We start from the raw sequence: 18,231 nt of genomic DNA on the forward strand, positions 1-18,231 counted from the left end.
CAGATCGAGGCGCTAACCGGTTGCTTAACGAGGACGCTAAGCAACGTGCTTAAGCGACCCGCTTCACCGACGATTGACCGCCGACCGCACCGCTCGACAGAAAGCGCTCGCGAATCGACTTGGCGATGCCCGCGGCGTCCAGCCCGCATGCGGCGAGCAGCTTGGCCGGATCACCATGGTCGATGAAGCGGTCAGGGAGGCCCAATTGTAGTACGGGCCGCATAACCCCACTCTCGAGCAGGGCTTCGACGCATGCCGAGCCGGCGCCGCCCATCACGCAGCCTTCTTCGACAGTGACAATGGCGTCGTGCGTCTCTGCCAGTTCGCGCACGAGTTCGGCGTCGAGCGGCTTGACGAAACGCATGTTGGCCACCGTGGCGTCGAGCTGTTCGGCCGCGGCGAGCGACGGCGCGACCATCGTGCCGAACGCGAGGATCGCAATGCGCTTGCCCGCAGGCTGCGAGGTTTCGCGGCGCACTTCGCCCTTGCCGACCGGCAGCGCGGCCATTTGCTTGACCGTCGCGACGCCGGTCCCGGCGCCGCGCGGATAGCGAACCGCCGTCGGGCAAGACTGCTGCAGCGCCGTGTACAGCATCTGGCGAGACTCGTTTTCATCCGACGGGACCATCACCATCATGTTCGGGATGCAGCGCATGAACGCGAGGTCGTACGCGCCCGCGTGGGTCGCGCCGTCCGCGCCCACGAGACCCGCACGGTCGATGGCGAACACCACCGGCAGGTTTTGCAGCGCGACGTCGTGAATCAGCTGGTCATAGGCACGTTGCAGGAACGTGGAGTAGATCGCGACGACCGGCTTCATGCCCTCGGCGGCGAGGCCGCCCGCGAACGTAACCGCATGCTGCTCCGCGATGCCGACGTCGAAGTAGCGATCCGGGAAGCGCTTCTCGAACTCGACCATGCCCGAGCCCTCACGCATGGCCGGCGTGATGCCGACTACGCGCGAGTCCAGCTCGGCGGCGTCGCACAGCCATTCGCCGAACACCTGCGTGTAGGTTTTCTTCGACGGCGAGACAGCCGGCTTGATGCCCTCGGCCGGGTTGAACTTGCCCGGGCCGTGGTACAGCACCGGATCGGCCTCGGCAAGCTTGTAGCCTTGGCCCTTCTTCGTCACCACGTGCAGGAATTGCGGACCGCGCAGTTCCTTGATGTTCTGCAGCGTGGGAATGAGCGAATCCAGGTCGTGACCGTCGATCGGCCCGATGTAGTTGAAGCCGAATTCCTCGAACAGCGTAGCCGGCACGATCATGCCCTTCGCGTGCTCTTCGAGCTTGCGGGCCAGATCGAGCATGGGCGGAGCCACGCGCAACACGCGCTCGACGCCCGCGCGCGCGGCCGCGTAGAAGCGGCCCGACATGAGCCGCGCCAGATGGCGGTTGAGCGCGCCGACCGGCGGCGAAATCGACATGTCGTTGTCGTTGAGGATGACGAGCAGCGGCACGTCGTCTTCGACGCCGGCGTTGTTCATGGCCTCGAAAGCCATGCCCGCCGTCATCGCGCCGTCGCCGATCACCGCAATGCCCATGCGGTTGTCGCCCTGCAGCTTGCTCGCGATCGCCATGCCGAGCGCCGCCGAAATCGACGTGCTGGAGTGCGCCGTGCCGAACGTGTCGTATTCCGACTCGTCGCGCTTCGGAAAGCCCGAAATGCCGCCCAACTGACGCAGCGTGCTCATGCGGTCGCGGCGGCCGGTCAGGATCTTGTGCGGATACGTCTGATGGCCGACGTCCCACACGATGCGGTCGTGCGGCGTATCGAAGACGTAATGCAGAGCAATGGTCAACTCGACCGTGCCGAGGTTGGACGAGAGATGGCCGCCCGTCTGCGACACGCTGTCGAGCACAAAAGCGCGCAACTCGTCGGCAAGCGGTTGCAATTGGCGGCGATCGAGGCGGCGCAGGGCGGCCGGGTCGTCGATGGTTTTCAGCAAGTCGTACATCGTCGTTCCATTGTAGGAAAACTTACGCGCCCGCACTTCATACACGCGCCTTGTGGGGACGGCGCGCGGCGGCGGGCTTTCGCGTTCAGCTGACCCGGTTCACCACCAGGTCGGCCAATTCGGCCAGACGCTGCGCACGCGCGCCGAACGGCGCGAGCGCAGCGTGCGCGTCGCTGCGCAACTGTGCGGCGAGCGCACGCGAAGCGTCGAGCCCAATAATCGACACGTAGGTCGGCTTGCCGTCCTTGGCGTCCTTGCCTGCTGTCTTGCCGAGCGTCGCGGAGTCGGTCGTGACGTCGAGAATGTCGTCGACGACCTGAAACGCGAGGCCGACCGCGGCCGAGTAGGCGTCGAGCGAACGCATGGCGTTCGCGTCCGGCGCTTCGCCCGCCAGCGCGCCCATGCGCACCGCGGCACGCAGCAGCGCGCCGGTCTTCATGCGGTGCATGGTTTCGAGTTGCTCGCGCGTGAGGGTGTGGCCGACGCTCGCGAGGTCGATTGCCTGACCGCCGCACATGCCGATGGAACCGCTCGCAAGAGCCAGTTCGCGCACGAGGGCGGCCTGTTGCGCCGGCGCAAGGACGTCCGACGTCAGCGCGACGAACGCCTGCGATTGCAGCGCGTCGCCGACCAGCAGCGCCGTCGCTTCGTCATACTTGACGTGCACCGTGGGCTTGCCGCGACGCAGCGCGTCGTCGTCCATGCAAGGCATGTCGTCGTGCACGAGCGAATACACGTGGATCATTTCGAGCGCTGCGGCGGCCGCGTCGAGGCACTCGGCGCGCGCGCCGGTCAGCTCGCCTGCTGCATGGCACAGCAACGGGCGGACCCGCTTGCCGCCGCCCAGCACCGCGTAGCGCATGGCCTCGTGCAGTTTGGCGGGCTCGATGGTTTCAGCCGGCAAATAATGTTCGAGTGCCGCTTCGACGCGCCCGAGCACCGAGCGCATCCATTGTTCGAATGTCATAGGTCGTCCCCGCTCCCAGTAGCGGCTGTTCCTGCTGTATTCACGGGCAAGGGCTTGAGCGTCTCGCCGTCGAGCACGCGCACCTGCTGCTCCACCTTCTCGAGCTGCTGCTGGCAAAACGCCACGAGAGCCGCGCCGCGCCGATAGGCGGAGAGCGACTCCTCGAGGCTCAGATTGCCGCTTTCCATGCGCGCGACGAGCCCTTCCAGCTCTGCCTGCGCCGCCTCGTAATTGTCGGGCAGCGGCGTGTTGTCGACGCCCTCGCCCGGGGCCGCAGCGGCATCGTTCGACGCGGTCTTCGCCATGAATAGTCGCAAAAATTAAAACAAGTCGGACATTCTACGGCAAAAGCGACAAATGGGATTTGCCAGCCCGCCTTCTGCCCGCTCGGCCGCCTGCGTGCGCCCCGCCAGTCTCGCAGAAAAAAATCGATCGGTCTGTGCCGAAAAAGCCGAACTTTCCCGACATTTTTGACCCAAATCAGTGACTTAACCGCCCCAAGGAAGGGGAAACAGGTATAATCTCGGGCTCCCTAAATCGAATCTTCGATGGTTGGGTTGTTCACTGCTTTCACGTCTTCATCGGGAGTGGGAATGTCCAATCTGAGCAATGCATTGCAGTTGCGGTCTGTTCACAGCCAACTGCCAGTCACGGCTTACTTTGACGAAGCGCTTCTAACGCGCGAAATCGAAACCCTTTTCAAGAAAGGTCCCCGTTACGTCGGGCACGATCTCATGGTGCCGGAGGTGGGGAACTATTTTGCCTTGCCGAGCGAGCGCGAGGGGCGGGTGCTCGTTCGCAACCAGCAATCGCAAGTCGAGCTGCTCTCCAACGTGTGCCGTCACCGCCAGGCCATCATGCTGAACGGCCGCGGCCATGCGGAGAATATCGTCTGCCCGCTGCATCGCTGGACGTACGACCTCAAAGGCGAGCTTCTCGGCGCTCCGCATTTCGCGGACAACCCGTGCCTGAATCTCGGCGCCACCTCGCTGCAGAACTGGCAGGGGCTGCTGTTCGAAGCACAGGGCCGCAACGTCGCACGCGATCTGGCCAATCTCGGCACCCGGCAACATTTCGACTTCTCGGGCTTCATGTTCGACCATGTCGAAGTGCACGAGTGCAACTACAACTGGAAGACCTTCATCGAGGTCTATCTGGAGGACTACCACGTCGCGCCGTTCCATCCGGGCCTCGGCAGTTTCGTCAATTGCGACGACCTCACGTGGGAATTCGGCGACTGGTACAGCGTGCAAACCGTCGGCGTGCACAAGGACCTGGAGCAGCCGGGCAGCCCCACGTACCGCAAATGGCACGACGAGGTGCTGCGTTTTCGCGGCGGCAATCCGCCCGAGTTCGGCGCGATCTGGATGGTGTACTACCCGGGCATCATGATCGAGTGGTATCCGCACGTGCTCGTCGTGTCATGGCTGATTCCGCGCGGTCCGCAGAAAACCACCAACGTCGTGGAGTTCTATTACCCTGAGGAAATTGCGCTTTTCGAGCGCGAGTTCGTCGAAGCCGAGCGCGCCGCCTATATGGAAACGGCTCGCGAAGACGACGAAATCGCCGAGCGCATGGACGCGGGCCGCCGCGCGCTGATGGAACGTGGCGAGTCGCAGGTGGGTCCGTACCAGAGCCCGATGGAAGACGGCATGCAGCACTTCCACGAGTTTCTGCGGCGCGAGCTGGGCACCCTCTGAGGCGCCGCGCTGTCACGCAACTTCATTCGCGTTTGCATCAACATCGAAAGACGGGCTTCGGCCCGTCTTTTTTGTTTAGACTTACAAGGTAGGCCGGCCATCCGGCCGCGTCACGAGGCCGCCGGCAACCGGGCCGCCATCGCCCGCATCGAGGAGACGTCATGCCCCACACTCACTACACCACGTTGATCTCCGCGACGAACCTCGCGGAACGGCTCGCCGATGCGCCGGGCAGCGTGTTCGTCATCGACTGCCGTTTCGATCTGGCCGACCCTGAAGCCGGCGAAAAGGCTTATCTCGCCGGACATCTGCCCGGCGCGCATTATCTGCATCTCGACCGCGACCTGTCGGGGCCGAAGAACGGCACCAACGGGCGTCATCCGTTGCCGGATCGCGCGCGGCTCGTCGAAACACTGGAATCGCGCGGGCTGAAGCAAGCTCAGCAAGTCGTCGCCTATGACGCGCAAGGCGGCATGTACGCCGCGCGCGCCTGGTGGCTGCTGCGCTGGCTCGGCCACGATGCCGTGGCGCTGCTCGACGGCGGGCTGCAGGCGTGGGAAGCCGCGGGCCAGCCGCTCACGCAGGATGTGCCGCCGCAAAACACCGGCGACTTCAAAGCGGGCGCCCCGCTTTCCGTTACCGTGGACGCGCAGATGGTCGAGCGCAATCTCGGCTCGAAAGAGCGCGTGGTCGTCGACGCGCGTGCCGCCGACCGCTACCGCGGCGAGAACGAGACGCTGGATCGCGTCGGCGGCCATATTCCGGGCGCGCTCAATCGCTTCTTCAAGGACAACCTCACTGCCGACGGCCGCTTCAAGCCGGCCCATACGCTGCGCGACGAGTTCCATGCGCTGCTCGGCGACACGGCACCGGAACATGTCGTTCTGCAATGCGGCTCAGGCGTGACGGCGTGCGTCAACGCGCTCGCCATGGAAGTGGCCGGGCTGCACGGCGCGGCGCTCTATGCGGGCTCTTGGAGCGAGTGGAGTTCGGATCCTAAGCGGCCCGTCGCGACTGGACCGAATCCGTAAAGCGTCGGACAGGTTCGCAAAAGAGAGAAGGCCGTTACCGCCGACAGGCGGCAACGGCCTTTTTTCTCGCAGCGAGCAAGGCAAGTGAAGCGAGCGCAGCGCCCGCGAGCGGCTCACACGAGCGTCAAGCCACCCCGTGCTGCCTGAACCAGGCGAGCGCCCGGCGCCAGCCGTCCTCGGCATCGGCCTTTTTGTAGCTCGGCCGGTAGTCCGCAAAGAACGCGTGGCCCGCGTCGTCGTACACGACGAATTGCGAAGCGCGCGCGACCTGCGGCCCTTGGGCAATGGCCTGCTTCATCTGTTCGAGCGATGCCTGCGGAATACTCTGGTCCTGCAAGCCGTAAAGACCGAGCACCGGCGCATGAAGGTCGGCCACGCGGTCGAGCGGACTGGCCGGGTTGGTGGCCGTGCGCTCGCCAACCACGCGCCCATACCATGCAACCGCCGCCTTCAACTGCGGATTGTGCTCCGCGTACAGCCATGCAATGCGGCCGCCCCAGCAAAATCCGGTCACGCCGAGCCGATCAAGGTCGCCGCCGTGCTCGCCGGCCCACGCCGCCGTGGCGTCGAGATCGGCCAGCGCCTGATCGTCCGGCACCTTGTTCAGAATCTGCTGGCTGATTTGCTGGATGGTGGGAAGCGCCATCGGATCCCCCTCGCGCACAAACAGGTTCGGCGCGATGGCGAGATAGCCGAGCTTGGCAAAGCGCCGGCAGACGTCGGCGATATGCTCGTGCACGCCGAACGCCTCATGAATCACGAGAATCACCGGCAAACGCGTCTTGCCCTTGGGCTGTGCGCGGTAGGCCGGCACCAGCGTGCCGCCCGAGTGCACGGCGATCTCGCCGGCTTCGAGGCCTTCGCTGTCGGTATGAATGGTTTGCGCCGACACCGGCATCACGGCGGCCGCAAAACCGGTGCCGAGCGCGGCCTTGATGAAGGTTCGTCGATCGAAGGGAACGTGCGGGACCAGGCTGTCGACATCGGGGTTCAGCATGCACGCGCTCCTCATTAGATGTGGAGGCAACAGGATACGCCTCGGGCGTCTCCTGTTGCAGATGCGGCCGGCAAGGCCGCAGCGCCGTCAGTGCAGCTTCACGCGCGGCAAGGTGGTGCGCCGCAGCCAGTGCGCGAACGTGTCGAGCACCATGCGCGCATAGCCGTGCAGCGCGGCGATATGCAGGCGGTACAGCGACATGTACATGAAGCGCGCAAAGAGCCCTTCAATCAGCATATTGCCGCCGATCACCCCGCCCATGAGATTGCCGACCGCGCTGAAATGGCCGAGCGACACGAGCGAGCCGAAGTCGCGATACGTGAATTCCGGCAGCGGCCGGTTGTCGAGCCGGGCCGCCAGCGCCTTCAGCAGAAAGCTCGCCTGCTGGTGCGCGGCCTGGGCGCGCGGCGGCACGTTCTTCTCGTTGCCAGGCCACGGGCATGCCGCGCAGTCGCCGAGCGCGAACACGTTGTCGTCGATTTCGGTTTGCAGCGTGCGGCGCACGTTGAGCTGGCCGAGACGGTTGACCGGCAGGCCGTCGAGCTGGCTCAGGATAGCCGGCGCCCTGATGCCCGCCGCCCATACCGTCAGATCGGCGCGCACGGTCTTGCCGCTCGCGGTGCGGATAATGCCGGGCGCGACTTCGGCGACCGTCTCGCTCGTCATCAGCTTCACGCCGAGCTTGGTGAGCAGCTCGGCCGTCGCCGTGGAAACGCGTTCCTGCAAAGCCGGCAAAATGCGCGGCCCCGCCTCGATCAGCACGATGCCCACGTCGTGCCGCGGATCGAGCTTGTGCAAACCATAGGCGGACAACACCTGCGCGGTGTTGCGCAATTCCGCGGAAAGCTCGACGCCCGTCGCGCCGCCGCCGACAATCGCCACCTGAATGCGCGGCTCCGACGAAGGCGACGTGCCCGGCCCCGATTCGACCGGCTCATGCGCCTGGTGCTCGGCCCGCATGCAAGCCGCGATCAGGCGCTTGCGAAAGCGCTCGGCCTGGCTGACGGTGTCGAGTGCCAAAGAGAATTCGGGCGCGCCCTTCACGCCGAAGAATGCCGTGGTGCTGCCGATCGCGATCACCAGCGTGTCGTACTCCAGCTGCCGCTCGGGCAGCAGTTCGGCGCCGTCGTCGTCGAGAACCGGGCCGAGCGTGAGGCGCCGGCTTGCACGGTCCAGACCCGTCAGCTCGCCCTGCTGAAACTCGAAGCCGTGCCAGCGCGCTTGCGCCGCGTATTCGAGTTCCTGCGTGAACGGGTCCATGCTGCCGGCCGCCACTTCATGCAGCAGGGGCTTCCAGATATGAGTCGGATTGCGGTCGACGAGCGTAACTTGCGCCCGCGTCGCGCCCCGGCTCTTGTGACCGTAGCGATCGCCCAGCCGGGTTGCCAGCTCCAGTCCCCCCGCGCCTCCGCCGACGACGATAAAACGATGCATTGAACTCTCCGTATTTGCCGATGGGTTGTGCGTCGTAAGCACGCGCGAGCGCGTGTGTTTTACCGATTGTCCGCGAGCAGCACGCTTTGTCACAAGCTGTGAAAACGCATGTGTGACATGCACACGACGTTATCGCGCGCCGTCACACGGCCGTCAATGCGCTTCTTCCCAGTTGAGCCCCGCGCCGACTTCCGCGACGAGCGGCACTTTCAGCGCGGCCACGCCGCACATGAGCTCGGGCAGACGCTTGCGGACCTCGGGCAGTTCTTCGTCGGGGACTTCGAGAATCAGTTCGTCGTGCACCTGCATGATCATGCGCGTGCCGATGTTCGATTCTTCGATCCACTTCTGCACCGCGATCATGGAGAGTTTGATCAGGTCGGCGGCCGTGCCCTGCATCGGCGCGTTAATGGCCGCGCGCTCCGCGGCCTGGCGGCGCGGACCATTGCCGCCGTTGATTTCCGGCAGCCACAGGCGGCGGCCGAACACGGTTTCCACATAACCCTTGGCTTTCGCGCTCAGACGCGTCTCGTCCATATAACGAGCGACGCCGGGGTAACGCGCGAAATAGCGGTCGATGTACAGCTTCGCGGCATCGCGCGTAATGCCCAGGTTCGACGCAAGGCCGAACGAGCTCATGCCGTAAATCAGGCCGAAGTTGATGACCTTGGCCACACGCCGCTGATCGTTCGACACTTCCAGCGGCGTCACGCTGAAAATTTCCGCGGCGGTCGCGCGGTGAATGTCTTCGCCCTGCGAGAAGGCGCGCAGCAACGATTCGTCGCCCGAAATATGCGCCATGATGCGCAGCTCGATTTGCGAGTAATCCGCGGAGACGAGCTTGTGGCCCGGCGGCGCGATAAAGGCCTCGCGAATGCGGCGGCCTTCGCCGGTGCGCACCGGAATGTTCTGCAGGTTAGGATCATTCGACGCGAGACGCCCCGTCACCGCGACGGCCTGCGCATAGTTCGTATGCACGCGACCCGTGCTTGCATTGACCATGCGCGGCAGTTTGTCGGTGTAGGTGGACTTCAGCTTCGACAAGCCGCGATGTTCCAGCAGGATTTTGGGCAGCGGATAATCTTCGGCGAGTTTTTGCAGCACTTCTTCGTCGGTGGAAGGTGCACCGCTCGGCGTCTTCTTGACGACCGGCAACTCCAGCCGCTCGAAAAAAATCTGGCCGATCTGCTTGGGCGAACCGAGGTTGAACTCGCCGCCCGCCAGCACATACGCCTCGCTTTCCAGCTCGATCAGGCGCGCGGCGATTTCGCTACTCTGCAGACGCAGTTTTTCCGCGTCTATCAGCACGCCCGTGCGCTCCATCTTGCGCAACACGCGCGACGTGGGCACTTCAATGTCGCGGTACACATGCTCGAGCGTATTCTCCGCGGCGAGCTGCGGGTACAGCGTTTGATGCAGACGCAACGTGATGTCGGCGTCTTCCGCCGCGTATTCGGCGGCTTTGTCGAGCGCGACTTCGTCGAAGCCGATTTGCTGCGCGCCCTTGCCCGCAACGTCTTCGTACTTGATCGTCTTCACGCCGAGATGGCGCAACGCGAGGTTGTCCATGTCGTGCGGGCGGTGCGATTCCAGCACGTACGATTGCAGCAGCGTGTCGTGCTCGATGCCGCGCATTTCAATGCCGTAGTTGGCGAGCACCTGTTCGTCGTACTTCACGTGCTGACCGACCTTCTTGTGCTTCGCGCTTTCGAGCCACGGCTTGAGCTTCGCGAGCACTTCGTCGCGCGGCAGTTGCACCGGCGCGTCCGGGCCGCGATGCGCAACCGGCACATACGCGGCATGCCCCGCTTCGACCGCGAACGACAAGCCCACGATCTGCGCGGTCATCGGATCGAGCGACGTAGTCTCGGTGTCGAACGAAGTCAGCTCTGCCGCTTCGACTCTTTGCAGCCACGCGTCGAATTGGTCCCAAGTCTGCACGGTTTCATAGTGACGTTCGTGGTCGACGGTGAGCGCGGGCGGCACATCGGTTTCCGGCCCTTCCACCGCGTCGGCAATTTCGACCTCGCGCAGCCAGGTCTTGAAGCCGTGGCGCGTGAACACGTCGCGCAGTTCCTCCCGCGACTCGGGGCGGCTTTGCAAGTTTTCCTCGATGGACGCGATGTGATCGGTCAGATCGCAATGGCGCTCGACGGTGACGAGTTTGCGCGCCATCGGCAGGAAATCCAGCGCGCGTCGCAGATTGTCTCCTACCGCACCTTTGATCTCGCCGGCATGTGCGACGATGCCATCCAGCGACTCGTATTGCGTAAGCCATTTCAGCGCGGTTTTCGGCCCGCATTTCTCGACGCCCGGCACGTTGTCGACGGTATCGCCGATTAGCGACAGGTAGTCGACAATGCGCTCCGGCGGCACGCCAAACTTCGCAAGCACGCCGGCGCGGTCGAGTTTTTCGTTGGTCATCGTATTGATGAGGGTGACATGATCCGACACGAGCTGCGCCAGATCCTTGTCCCCAGTCGACACGATCACGTTCATCCCGCGCTTTTCCGCCTCGGTGCTGAGCGTGCCGATCACGTCGTCGGCTTCCACGCCGTCGATCATCAGGAGCGGCCAGCCGAGCGCGCGCACGGCCACATGGATCGGCTCGATCTGCCGCGAGAGATCGTCGGGCATGGAAGGACGATTCGCCTTGTAGTCGGGATACCAGTCGTCGCGAAACGTTTTGCCCTTGGCGTCGAACACGCACGCGCTATACTCTGCTGTGACTTCCTTGCGCATGCGCCGCAGCATGTTGATCATCCCGTAGAGCGCACCCGTGGGGCCACCGTCGGGCCCGCGCAGATCAGGCATCGCATGGTAGGCCCGGTACAGATAACTCGAACCGTCGACCAATAGCAGGGTCTTACCTTCAAGGCTTCGTTCTTCAGGCATTATGACTAAGAGAAAAGTGATTCCGAGTCTGCGTTCACTCGCAGATCAAGAGCGCGCAACGGCAAAAAAAGCCCGCGCATCGTGGCAGATGTTCACGATTATGGCAGAGTTTATCGAGGCGACCGAGTACCTCTCGGAGATTCGCCCGGCTGTCAGCATCTACGGTTCAGCACGCCTGAAACCGAACTCGCCGTACTACAAACTGGCCACGCAGATTGCGCGCAAACTTTCGGATGCGGGCTTCGCCGTGATCTCCGGCGGCGGCCCCGGCATCATGGAAGCCGCGAATAAAGGCGCGCATGCGGGCAAGGCGCCCTCGGTCGGGCTGAATATCGAATTGCCGCATGAGCAGTCCGGCAATCAGTGGCAGGACATCTCGCTGCGTTTCCGCCACTTCTTCACGCGCAAGGTCACGTTCGTCAAGAACTCCGACGCGGTCATCGTCATGCCCGGCGGTTTCGGTACGCTCGACGAACTGGCCGAAGTGCTCACGCTCATTCAAACCAAGAAGTCGCGCCACGTGCCCATCATTCTGGTGGGCGCCGAGTTCTGGGAAGGTCTGCTCGCGTGGTTCAAGAATTCGCTCACGCCAATGGGCCTCATCAATCCGACCGACATCGACCTCATGCAGGTGATCGACGATCCGGATCAAGTGCTCGAAGCGGTGCTGAAGTTCTACGAGGATCGCGAAGGCGCCGAGCCGCAGCCGACCAAGTCCGAAGAAGACCGGATGTTCTATCTGTAATGTGTGGGTCTAGCGTGACTTGTCCGCGCTCACGCGCGTAACTGGACGCCGAACGGGCAGCCTGTGTGCTGCCCGTTTTTGTTTCAGGTCTGCGGCGAAGCGTGAGCATGCGCCTCGGCTTGCGTTTCAGTGCCCTCGCCCTGATCGCCTTGCGCTTGCAACCATTCGCAGAATTGCGCGACGAGCGGCGCATTCGCGACCTCGCGCCGCGCGACCCACCAATAGCCGCGCGCGTCCAGGCGTGGTCCGGCAAGCGGCATGACGAGGCGGCCCGACGCGAGCTCATCCGCCAATAGAGGCAAGGGGCCGAGCGCGACGCCAAGTCCATCCACCGCGGCCTGCAACGCCAGATAAAAGTGATCGAACGACTGCTTCTTGCGGCATTTCGCCGTGACGCCCGCCGCCGCTAACCAGTTGCCCCACGCATCGGGCCGTGTGTCCGAATGCAGCAAGACGTGCCGCGCGAGATCGTCGGCGGTGCGGATCGGCGAGCGCTGCAGCAGCGCAGGACTGCACACGGGCACCTCGGTTTCGCCGAGAAAATGGCCGCTCACGCAGTTCGGCCAGTGCGCGGGACCGCGCCGCACGGCGACGTCGAAACTGTCCAGTCTTTCCACGGGCGCATTCGACGTTGCAAACCTCAGCTCGACGTTCGGCACCTTGCGCTGAAACTGATGCAGGCGCGGCAGCAGCCACTTCATTGCGAAGGTGGGCAGCGCATTCACGCGCAGCACATGCACGACGCCGGTGTCGCGCAGTTGGTCCGTGGCGTGCGCGATGCTGTCGAACGCGGCCTGAACCGTGGAGAGATAGCGGCGGCCGTCGCCCGTCAACCGGACACGCTTGCCGTGACGCTGGAACACCTGCACGCCGAGCCACGCCTCAAACGCTGCAACCTGCCGGCTGATTGCACCGTGAGTCACATGCAGCTCGTTGGCGGCGGCGCTGAAGCTTTCATGACGCGCCGCGGCTTCAAAGGCACGCAGCGCGGGAAACGGAGGAAGATTGCGAGCCATGCTTGTGATTGTAGATCACAAAGCCGCGCCCAAAAATCGTTTTGTCGCGCGGCGGTTCGGCGCTAATCTTCCGAGCTTGAACGGAAGCGAAGCAATATGGACCACAACCTCACCTCACTCGATGCCGCAGAGGCACGCAAGCCCACACTGCGGGAGATTTTCGGCGGTTTTCTCGGCCTCGGGCTCATCTCATTCGGCGGCGCGCTGCCGCTTGCGCGCCGCGCGCTCGTCGAACAGCGCCGCTGGCTAAGCGCCGAAGACTTCACCGATCTGCTCGGCCTTTGCCAATTCCTGCCGGGCGGCAATGTGATCAATCTGTCGGTGGCCGTGGGCATGCGCTTTCGCGGCATCCCGGGCGCGCTCGCCGGCATACTCGGACTGATTGCGGGGCCGTCGCTCGTGGTAATCGGTCTTGGCGTGCTGTACGAGCACACGCAAGACGATCCGCACGTGCGCCATCTGTTCGCGGGTCTCGCGGCCGCGGCGGCGGGCCTGCTCATTTCGATGGCCGTAAAAATTCTGCTGCCGTTGCGGCATAAACCGATGGCCGCGCTGATCGCCGCGCTCGGCTTCATCGCGATTGCCATCCTGCGGCTGCCGCTTTTGCCCACCATGCTGGTGTTGACGCCGCTTAGCATCTACGTTGCATCGAGGAATGCGCAATGAACGACACACTCGTTTCGCTCGCCATCATTTTTAGCCAGCTTTCGCTACTCGCATTCGGCGGCGGCAACACCATTCTTCCGGAGATGCAGCGGCAAGTAGTCGAGGTGCATCACTGGATGCCGGCCAGCGAATTCAGCGCGCTATTCGCGCTCGCGCAAGCCGCGCCCGGCCCGAACCTGATGATCGTGACGCTGATTGGATGGCATGTGGCCGGTTGGCCGGGCATGCTCGTCACGTCGATCGCGAAGTTCGGACCGTCTTCGATTGTGACGATTCTCGCGCTGCACGCGTGGGACCGCTTCAAGGACCGGCCGTGGCGGCGCTACGCGCAATGGGGACTGGTGCCGGTAACGGCCGGCATCGTCGCGGCGAGCGCGGCGCTGATCGCGCAAGCGTCGGATTCGACCGCGATTGCATGGGCGATTACCGCGGTCACAGCAGCGATCGCGCTGAAGACGCGCGTTCATCCGCTGTGGCTGCTGGCGGCGGGTAGCTTGATCGGGCTGACGGGTTTTGGACAGTAAGCGGGGAGCGCAGCGCCCGCACCGCGCGCTCGCCAAAGCCGGCTTACTGAAACGCCACTTCCGCGAAACTGCGCAGCTTGCGGCTATGCAAACGATGCAGTCCGTTCTCGCGCAACAGCTCCATCGCTTTCACGCCGATCTGCAGATGCTGGTCGACCTGCGCGCGATAAAACTGGTCGGCCATGCCGGGCAGCTTCAGTTCGCCGTGCAGCGGCTTGTCGGACACGCATAGCAAAGTGCCGTAAGGCACGCGGAAGCGGAATCCATTCGCGGCAATGGTCGCGCTTTCCATGTCGAGCGCAATCGCGCGGCTTTGCGACAGCCGCTGCACCGGCTCGCGATGATCGCGCAGTTCCCAGTTGCGATTGTCGACACTCGCGACGGTGCCCGTGCGCATCACGCGTTTCAGCTCCACGCCGTCGAGCTGCGTGACCTGCGCGACCGCGCGTTCCAGCGCGACCTGCACTTCGGCGAGCGCCGGAATCGGCACCCACAGCGGCAAGTCGGCGTCGAGCACGTGGTCCTCGCGCACATAACCGTGCGCGAGCACATAGTCGCCGAGGCGCTGCGTGTTGCGCAGACCCGCGCAGTGCCCGAGCATGATCCACGCATGCGGACGCAGCACGGCAATGTGATCGGTGATGGTCTTCGCATTCGACGGCCCCACGCCGATGTTGATCATCGTGATGCCGCTGCCGTCCGCGCGCTTCAGGTGATACGCGGGCATTTGCGGCAGACGCGGCGGCGCGGTGCCTTCCTGCGCCTGCTCGCCGAGATTCTCGTTGTACGTGACGACGTCGCCCGGCTCGACGAACGACGTGTATTCGCTGCGATAGGCGCGCAGTTCCTCGTCGTCGGTATGGGCCATCATCGTGCGGCCGAGCTTGACGAATTCGTCGATATAGAACTGGTAGTTCGTGTACAGCACGTAGTTCTGGCAATGCGTGGGCGAGGTTGCCGTGTAGTGCTTCAGCCGATGCAGCGAGAAGTCCACGCGCGCCGCCGTGAACAACGCAAGCGGATGCGGCTCGCCGGGCAGCGGCTCATACGTGCCGTTCACAATGCGGTCGTCGAGCAACGCGAGGTCCGGCGTGTCGAACACGTCGCGCATGAGGAAAAGGCGCTCGCGATCCAGATCGCCCTCGAGGTGAATGCCCTCGGCAAACGCAAAATGGATCGGAATGGGTTGCGTCGAAACGCCGACTTCTATCTTCACATGATGGTTCTTGGCCAGCAGCCGCAGTTGCTCGCGATAGTAGTTGCCGAACAGATCGGGCCGCGTGACCGTGGTCTCGAATACGCCGGGCCCCGCGACGAAACCATACGAGCGGCGCGAGTCGATATGTGTGTTCACTTCGGTGCACACGCGCACGAATGGGTAGCATGCGCGCACCCGGCGCTCGAACAGTTCGTTGCGGCGATAGCGCGCGAAGGCGTCGCGCAGGAAAGAGGTGTTCGCTTCGTAAATCGCCGACAGGCGGGTGACAGCTTCGGCAGCATCGTCGAAGGATTCGGTCGGGAAACTGTTGGCGGGAGTTTGCACCGCGCGTTGATTGGTATCGTTGTTCATCTTCGTTCGCCTCTATTGATGAGATGACATTACCACGGAACCCGAGTTCGCCAAATGACCGCGCCGCCCGCGCGGCACGCGCTGCCGCGGGCGCCCGGAAGATGGCGGACGCTTCGCGCGAAAGCGGCGCAAAATAAGGCATCGCGCCCGTGGCAGAGGCTGGATTTGCTAGAATCGGGGCACCATTCCGGAGAATCACCATGAAGCCGCTCCTTCCCGTCGCCGTTGCACTGGCCGTGGCCTTTGGCAACGTCGCGATGGCTGCACAGCCCGTCGACGACACGCCGCCTCCGGGCGCACCGCAGTCCGCCAACGAACGCGCCGGCCTGCCCGATCTGGACAAGATCAACCGGCCGGCCGCCGAGGTCAGCTCGAAGGTCGAAATCAACGTCCCGCGCACGCCGAGCTTTTACGAGCGCAGCGCGAACGGCACTGAAATCACCGAATACCGCGACAAAGGCAAGCCCGTCGAAATCAACGTGCACTCGAACCTCGGCACGCGCTATCACATGAGCGCGCCGCTCGACACGTCGCCCGCCGTGCGCGACAACGGTCGTGCGAGCACGCGTTTGCCGTCGGTGAACCTGACTTATTGACCGATGCAGGGCGGGGCGCCGGCCTCGCCCGCCTCGTTGTTTTCGTCGAGCATCCGCGGCTGGCGTGCCGCGGCTTAGCCGTAACCGCTTCAAGACCGCTGTTGCCGTGAATCCCGCTGCCGTTTGCGGACCCGCCCTTCGCGCGTTCGCCGCTGCCTTGACCACCGCACGCATTCCGCTGGCCGACTCGCGCCAGCCCGACCAACCTGATCCGACGTTTTCCGCATGGCTGTCTTCACCGCTGTCACCGAATCCCAACTTGCAGACTGGATGCGCCATTACGATCTCGGCGAGGTCGTCGAATTTCGCGGCATTTCATCCGGCATCGAAAACAGCAATTTTTTTCTGACGACGACGCGCGGCGAATACGTCCTCACCATCTTCGAAAAGCTCACAGCCGAGCAACTGCCGTTCTATCTGGACCTGATGCGGCATCTGGCCGCTCACCGCGTGCCGGTGCCTGACCCGATGCCACGCGAGGACGGTTCTCTCTTCGGCATGCTGCTCGGCAAGCCCGCGGCGATCGTGACGAAACTCGAAGGCGCGCCGGAACTCGCGCCGGGCGTCGAGCACTGCATCGAGGTCGGGCAGATGCTGGCTCGCATGCATCTGGCCGGGCGCGATTACACCGGCTATCAGCCGAATCTGCGCAGCCTGCCGTGGTGGCAGGAAACGGTGCCGACCATCCTGCCGTTTCTCGAAGGCGAGCAGCGTGAGCTGCTGTCCTCCGAACTCGCGTATCAGGAGGCGTTCTTTGCCTCCGCCGATTACGCCGCGCTGCCCGAAGGCCCCTGCCACGCCGACCTGTTCCGCGACAACGCGATGTTCGCGCACGCCGCGCCCGAGACCGGCCACGAAGTGCGGCTCGGCGGCTTCTTCGACTTTTACTTCGCCGGCTGCGACAAGTGGCTGTTCGACGTCGCAGTGACCGTCAACGACTGGTGCGTGGATCTCGCCACGGGCAAGCTCGATGAAGCGCGCACCGAAGCGATGTTGCGCGCGTACCAGACCGTGCGGCCCTTCACCGCCGAGGAAAACCGCCATTGGGGCGACATGCTGCGGGCAGGCGCATACCGTTTCTGGGTCTCGCGCCTGTATGATTTTTATTTGCCGCGCGCGGCCGAGCTGCTCAAACCGCACGACCCCGGCCACTTCGAACGCATTCTGCGCGAACGCCTGTCCGGCGTCGCACTTCCTGGCATTCATACCTCATGCAACTGATCGAAGTCCCCGCGAAAGCCGGCTATGTATGGTTCCGGCAAGGCATCTGGCTGTTTCGCAAGAATCCGCTCGCGTTTCTGACGCTCTTCTTCACCTACCTGCTGGTGATGACGCTCGTCGCGCAAATTCCGCTGATCGGCAGCGTGTTGCCGCTCGCGTTCATTCCCGGCGTGGCGGTCGGTTTCATGGCGGCATGCCGCAATACCATCGCCGGCAAGCCGGTGTTCCCGACCATTCTCGTGGACGGCTTCCGCTCCTACGGCCCGGTGGTGGCGCGCCGGCTGATCGTGCTCGGCGTGTTCTATGTGATCGCGATGGCGCTGGTGCTGGCGGGCTCCGCGCTCGCCGACGGCGGCATGCTGCTCAGGGTGATGCTCGGCGCGGGCGGGGCCCTCGACCCCGAGGCGCTGGCCAACAGCAACATGCCGCTTGCCGTGGTCACGGCCTTCGCGTTCTACGTTCCGGTGGCCATGCTTTTCTGGTTCTCGCCGATTCTCGCGGCGTGGCATGACGTGCCGCCCATCAAGGCCATGTTCTTCAGCCTCGTCAGCTGCTGGCGCAATCGCGGCGCGTTCATCGTATTCGGCGCGCTGTGGTTCGCCGTGGCGATGACCGTATCGCTCGGCTTGTCGGCGCTGATGCAGGGGCTCGGCGCGGGCGACTTCGCGTTTGCGGTGCTGATGCCCGCGACGATGATCGTCACCACCATGCTGTATTGCTCGTTCTACGCGACGTATCGCGGCTGCTACGGCGTGCAAACGCCGCAAACGCCGGATCTGCCGACCACGCCGGCGGCCTGAAACCTTGAAGGCGTGACTTCGGCCGCGGTGCGAACAACGGGCGGCCGGGTTCCGGTTGCTCGCGTGAGGGCCATGCCTGCCGCGGCGGTCGCATCCGTTCAGAGCTGCGTAA

At 64.1% G+C, this 18,231-nt stretch carries 16 protein-coding genes; 8 read left to right on the plus strand and 8 right to left on the minus strand.

Features of this window, described 5'->3' with window-relative positions; translation table 11 throughout:
* Positions 1-49: 49 nt before the first annotated feature.
* The 3 genes from dxs to HV711_RS22950 form a co-directional block, all read right to left on the minus strand.
* The gene (gene dxs, locus HV711_RS22940; protein WP_014972786.1) at positions 50-1,957 is read right to left on the minus strand and encodes a 1-deoxy-D-xylulose-5-phosphate synthase; all 1,908 of its coding nucleotides are present in this window, start codon (positions 1,955-1,957) and stop codon (positions 50-52) included.
* Positions 1,958-2,042: 85 nt separating this feature from the next.
* Positions 2,043-2,924 (minus strand): polyprenyl synthetase family protein, encoded by an 882-nt coding sequence (locus HV711_RS22945; RefSeq protein ID WP_014972785.1) that lies wholly within the window; start codon positions 2,922-2,924, stop codon positions 2,043-2,045.
* A complete protein-coding gene (locus HV711_RS22950; protein ID WP_028362124.1) occupies positions 2,921-3,229 on the minus strand; it encodes an exodeoxyribonuclease VII small subunit in 309 nt (102 codons plus the stop codon). Before HV711_RS22950 ends, HV711_RS22945 begins: the two co-directional genes overlap by 4 nt.
* Positions 3,230-3,517: 288 nt before the next feature.
* Between HV711_RS22950 and HV711_RS22955 the strand changes: the two genes are divergently transcribed.
* Positions 3,518-4,624, plus strand: a complete 1,107-nt coding sequence (locus HV711_RS22955) for an aromatic ring-hydroxylating oxygenase subunit alpha (protein ID WP_013591426.1) — start codon at positions 3,518-3,520, stop codon at positions 4,622-4,624.
* Between the two features lie 161 nt (positions 4,625-4,785).
* On the plus strand, positions 4,786-5,655 hold the full coding sequence (locus tag HV711_RS22960) for a sulfurtransferase (protein WP_013591425.1): 870 nt from the start codon (positions 4,786-4,788) through the stop codon (positions 5,653-5,655).
* Between the two features lie 124 nt (positions 5,656-5,779).
* Here the strand turns inward: HV711_RS22960 and HV711_RS22965 are convergent, their stop codons facing one another.
* The 3 genes from HV711_RS22965 to polA form a co-directional block, all read right to left on the minus strand.
* Positions 5,780-6,652, minus strand: a complete 873-nt coding sequence (locus HV711_RS22965) for a dienelactone hydrolase family protein (RefSeq protein WP_013591424.1) — start codon at positions 6,650-6,652, stop codon at positions 5,780-5,782.
* Between the two features lie 87 nt (positions 6,653-6,739).
* Complete coding sequence (locus HV711_RS22970; protein ID WP_013591423.1) at positions 6,740-8,086, minus strand: NAD(P)/FAD-dependent oxidoreductase; 1,347 nt, start codon at positions 8,084-8,086, stop codon at positions 6,740-6,742.
* A gap of 153 nt (positions 8,087-8,239) precedes the next feature.
* Positions 8,240-10,981 (minus strand): DNA polymerase I, encoded by a 2,742-nt coding sequence (gene polA / locus HV711_RS22975; protein ID WP_035478957.1) that lies wholly within the window; start codon positions 10,979-10,981, stop codon positions 8,240-8,242.
* A gap of 1 nt (position 10,982) precedes the next feature.
* On the opposite strand from polA, the gene HV711_RS22980 reads away from it, so the two are divergent.
* Positions 10,983-11,726, plus strand: a complete 744-nt coding sequence (locus HV711_RS22980) for an LOG family protein (RefSeq protein ID WP_013342013.1) — start codon at positions 10,983-10,985, stop codon at positions 11,724-11,726.
* 83 nt (positions 11,727-11,809) lie between these two features.
* Here the strand turns inward: HV711_RS22980 and HV711_RS22985 are convergent, their stop codons facing one another.
* Positions 11,810-12,742, minus strand: coding sequence for a transcriptional regulator GcvA (locus HV711_RS22985; RefSeq protein WP_035478959.1), 933 nt, complete (start codon positions 12,740-12,742; stop codon positions 11,810-11,812).
* 96 nt (positions 12,743-12,838) lie between these two features.
* Here HV711_RS22985 and HV711_RS22990 point away from each other — a divergent pair, with 96 nt between their 5' ends.
* Both HV711_RS22990 and HV711_RS22995 read left to right on the plus strand, forming a co-directional pair.
* Positions 12,839-13,408: a chromate transporter gene (locus HV711_RS22990; RefSeq protein WP_035478961.1), complete on the plus strand. Its 570-nt coding sequence runs from the start codon at positions 12,839-12,841 to the stop codon at positions 13,406-13,408.
* Entirely contained in the window at positions 13,405-13,932 is a 528-nt protein-coding gene (locus HV711_RS22995) for a chromate transporter (RefSeq protein WP_028362130.1), read from the plus strand. The genes HV711_RS22990 and HV711_RS22995 overlap by 4 nt, the downstream gene beginning before the upstream one ends.
* A gap of 43 nt (positions 13,933-13,975) precedes the next feature.
* Here the strand turns inward: HV711_RS22995 and HV711_RS23000 are convergent, their stop codons facing one another.
* Positions 13,976-15,502, minus strand: coding sequence for an AMP nucleosidase (locus HV711_RS23000; protein WP_013591418.1), 1,527 nt, complete (start codon positions 15,500-15,502; stop codon positions 13,976-13,978).
* A gap of 200 nt (positions 15,503-15,702) precedes the next feature.
* Here HV711_RS23000 and HV711_RS23005 point away from each other — a divergent pair, with 200 nt between their 5' ends.
* The 3 genes from HV711_RS23005 to HV711_RS23015 all read left to right on the plus strand — a co-directional run bounded on the left by HV711_RS23005 (position 15,703) and on the right by HV711_RS23015 (position 18,119).
* The gene (locus tag HV711_RS23005; RefSeq protein WP_035478963.1) at positions 15,703-16,098 is read left to right on the plus strand and encodes a hypothetical protein; all 396 of its coding nucleotides are present in this window, start codon (positions 15,703-15,705) and stop codon (positions 16,096-16,098) included.
* A 225-nt stretch (positions 16,099-16,323) separates the two neighbouring features.
* Entirely contained in the window at positions 16,324-17,319 is a 996-nt protein-coding gene (locus HV711_RS23010) for a homoserine kinase (RefSeq protein ID WP_035478965.1), read from the plus strand.
* On the plus strand, positions 17,310-18,119 hold the full coding sequence (locus tag HV711_RS23015) for a BPSS1780 family membrane protein (protein ID WP_013591415.1): 810 nt from the start codon (positions 17,310-17,312) through the stop codon (positions 18,117-18,119). Before HV711_RS23010 ends, HV711_RS23015 begins: the two co-directional genes overlap by 10 nt.
* Positions 18,120-18,231: the final 112 nt, after the last annotated feature.

It is taken from the genome of Paraburkholderia phenoliruptrix (genome assembly GCF_902859825.1).
GTDB lineage: Bacteria > Pseudomonadota > Gammaproteobacteria > Burkholderiales > Burkholderiaceae > Paraburkholderia > Paraburkholderia phenoliruptrix.

Coding starts and splice junctions, on each gene's coding strand:
- dxs (WP_014972786.1), bottom strand. CDS start 1,957: ATGTACGACTTGCTGAAAACCATCGACGACCCGGCCGCCCTGCGCCGC.
- HV711_RS23005 (WP_035478963.1), top strand. CDS start 15,703: ATGAAGCCGCTCCTTCCCGTCGCCGTTGCACTGGCCGTGGCCTTTGGC.
- HV711_RS22985 (WP_035478959.1), bottom strand. CDS start 12,742: ATGGCTCGCAATCTTCCTCCGTTTCCCGCGCTGCGTGCCTTTGAAGCC.
- HV711_RS22950 (WP_028362124.1), bottom strand. CDS start 3,229: ATGGCGAAGACCGCGTCGAACGATGCCGCTGCGGCCCCGGGCGAGGGC.
- HV711_RS22945 (WP_014972785.1), bottom strand. CDS start 2,924: ATGACATTCGAACAATGGATGCGCTCGGTGCTCGGGCGCGTCGAAGCG.
- HV711_RS22990 (WP_035478961.1), top strand. CDS start 12,839: ATGGACCACAACCTCACCTCACTCGATGCCGCAGAGGCACGCAAGCCC.
- polA (WP_035478957.1), bottom strand. CDS start 10,981: ATGCCTGAAGAACGAAGCCTTGAAGGTAAGACCCTGCTATTGGTCGAC.
- HV711_RS22955 (WP_013591426.1), top strand. CDS start 3,518: ATGTCCAATCTGAGCAATGCATTGCAGTTGCGGTCTGTTCACAGCCAA.
- HV711_RS22980 (WP_013342013.1), top strand. CDS start 10,983: ATGACTAAGAGAAAAGTGATTCCGAGTCTGCGTTCACTCGCAGATCAA.
- HV711_RS23000 (WP_013591418.1), bottom strand. CDS start 15,502: ATGAACAACGATACCAATCAACGCGCGGTGCAAACTCCCGCCAACAGT.
- HV711_RS22965 (WP_013591424.1), bottom strand. CDS start 6,652: ATGCTGAACCCCGATGTCGACAGCCTGGTCCCGCACGTTCCCTTCGAT.
- HV711_RS22995 (WP_028362130.1), top strand. CDS start 13,405: ATGAACGACACACTCGTTTCGCTCGCCATCATTTTTAGCCAGCTTTCG.
- HV711_RS23010 (WP_035478965.1), top strand. CDS start 16,324: ATGGCTGTCTTCACCGCTGTCACCGAATCCCAACTTGCAGACTGGATG.
- HV711_RS22960 (WP_013591425.1), top strand. CDS start 4,786: ATGCCCCACACTCACTACACCACGTTGATCTCCGCGACGAACCTCGCG.
- HV711_RS23015 (WP_013591415.1), top strand. CDS start 17,310: ATGCAACTGATCGAAGTCCCCGCGAAAGCCGGCTATGTATGGTTCCGG.
- HV711_RS22970 (WP_013591423.1), bottom strand. CDS start 8,086: ATGCATCGTTTTATCGTCGTCGGCGGAGGCGCGGGGGGACTGGAGCTG.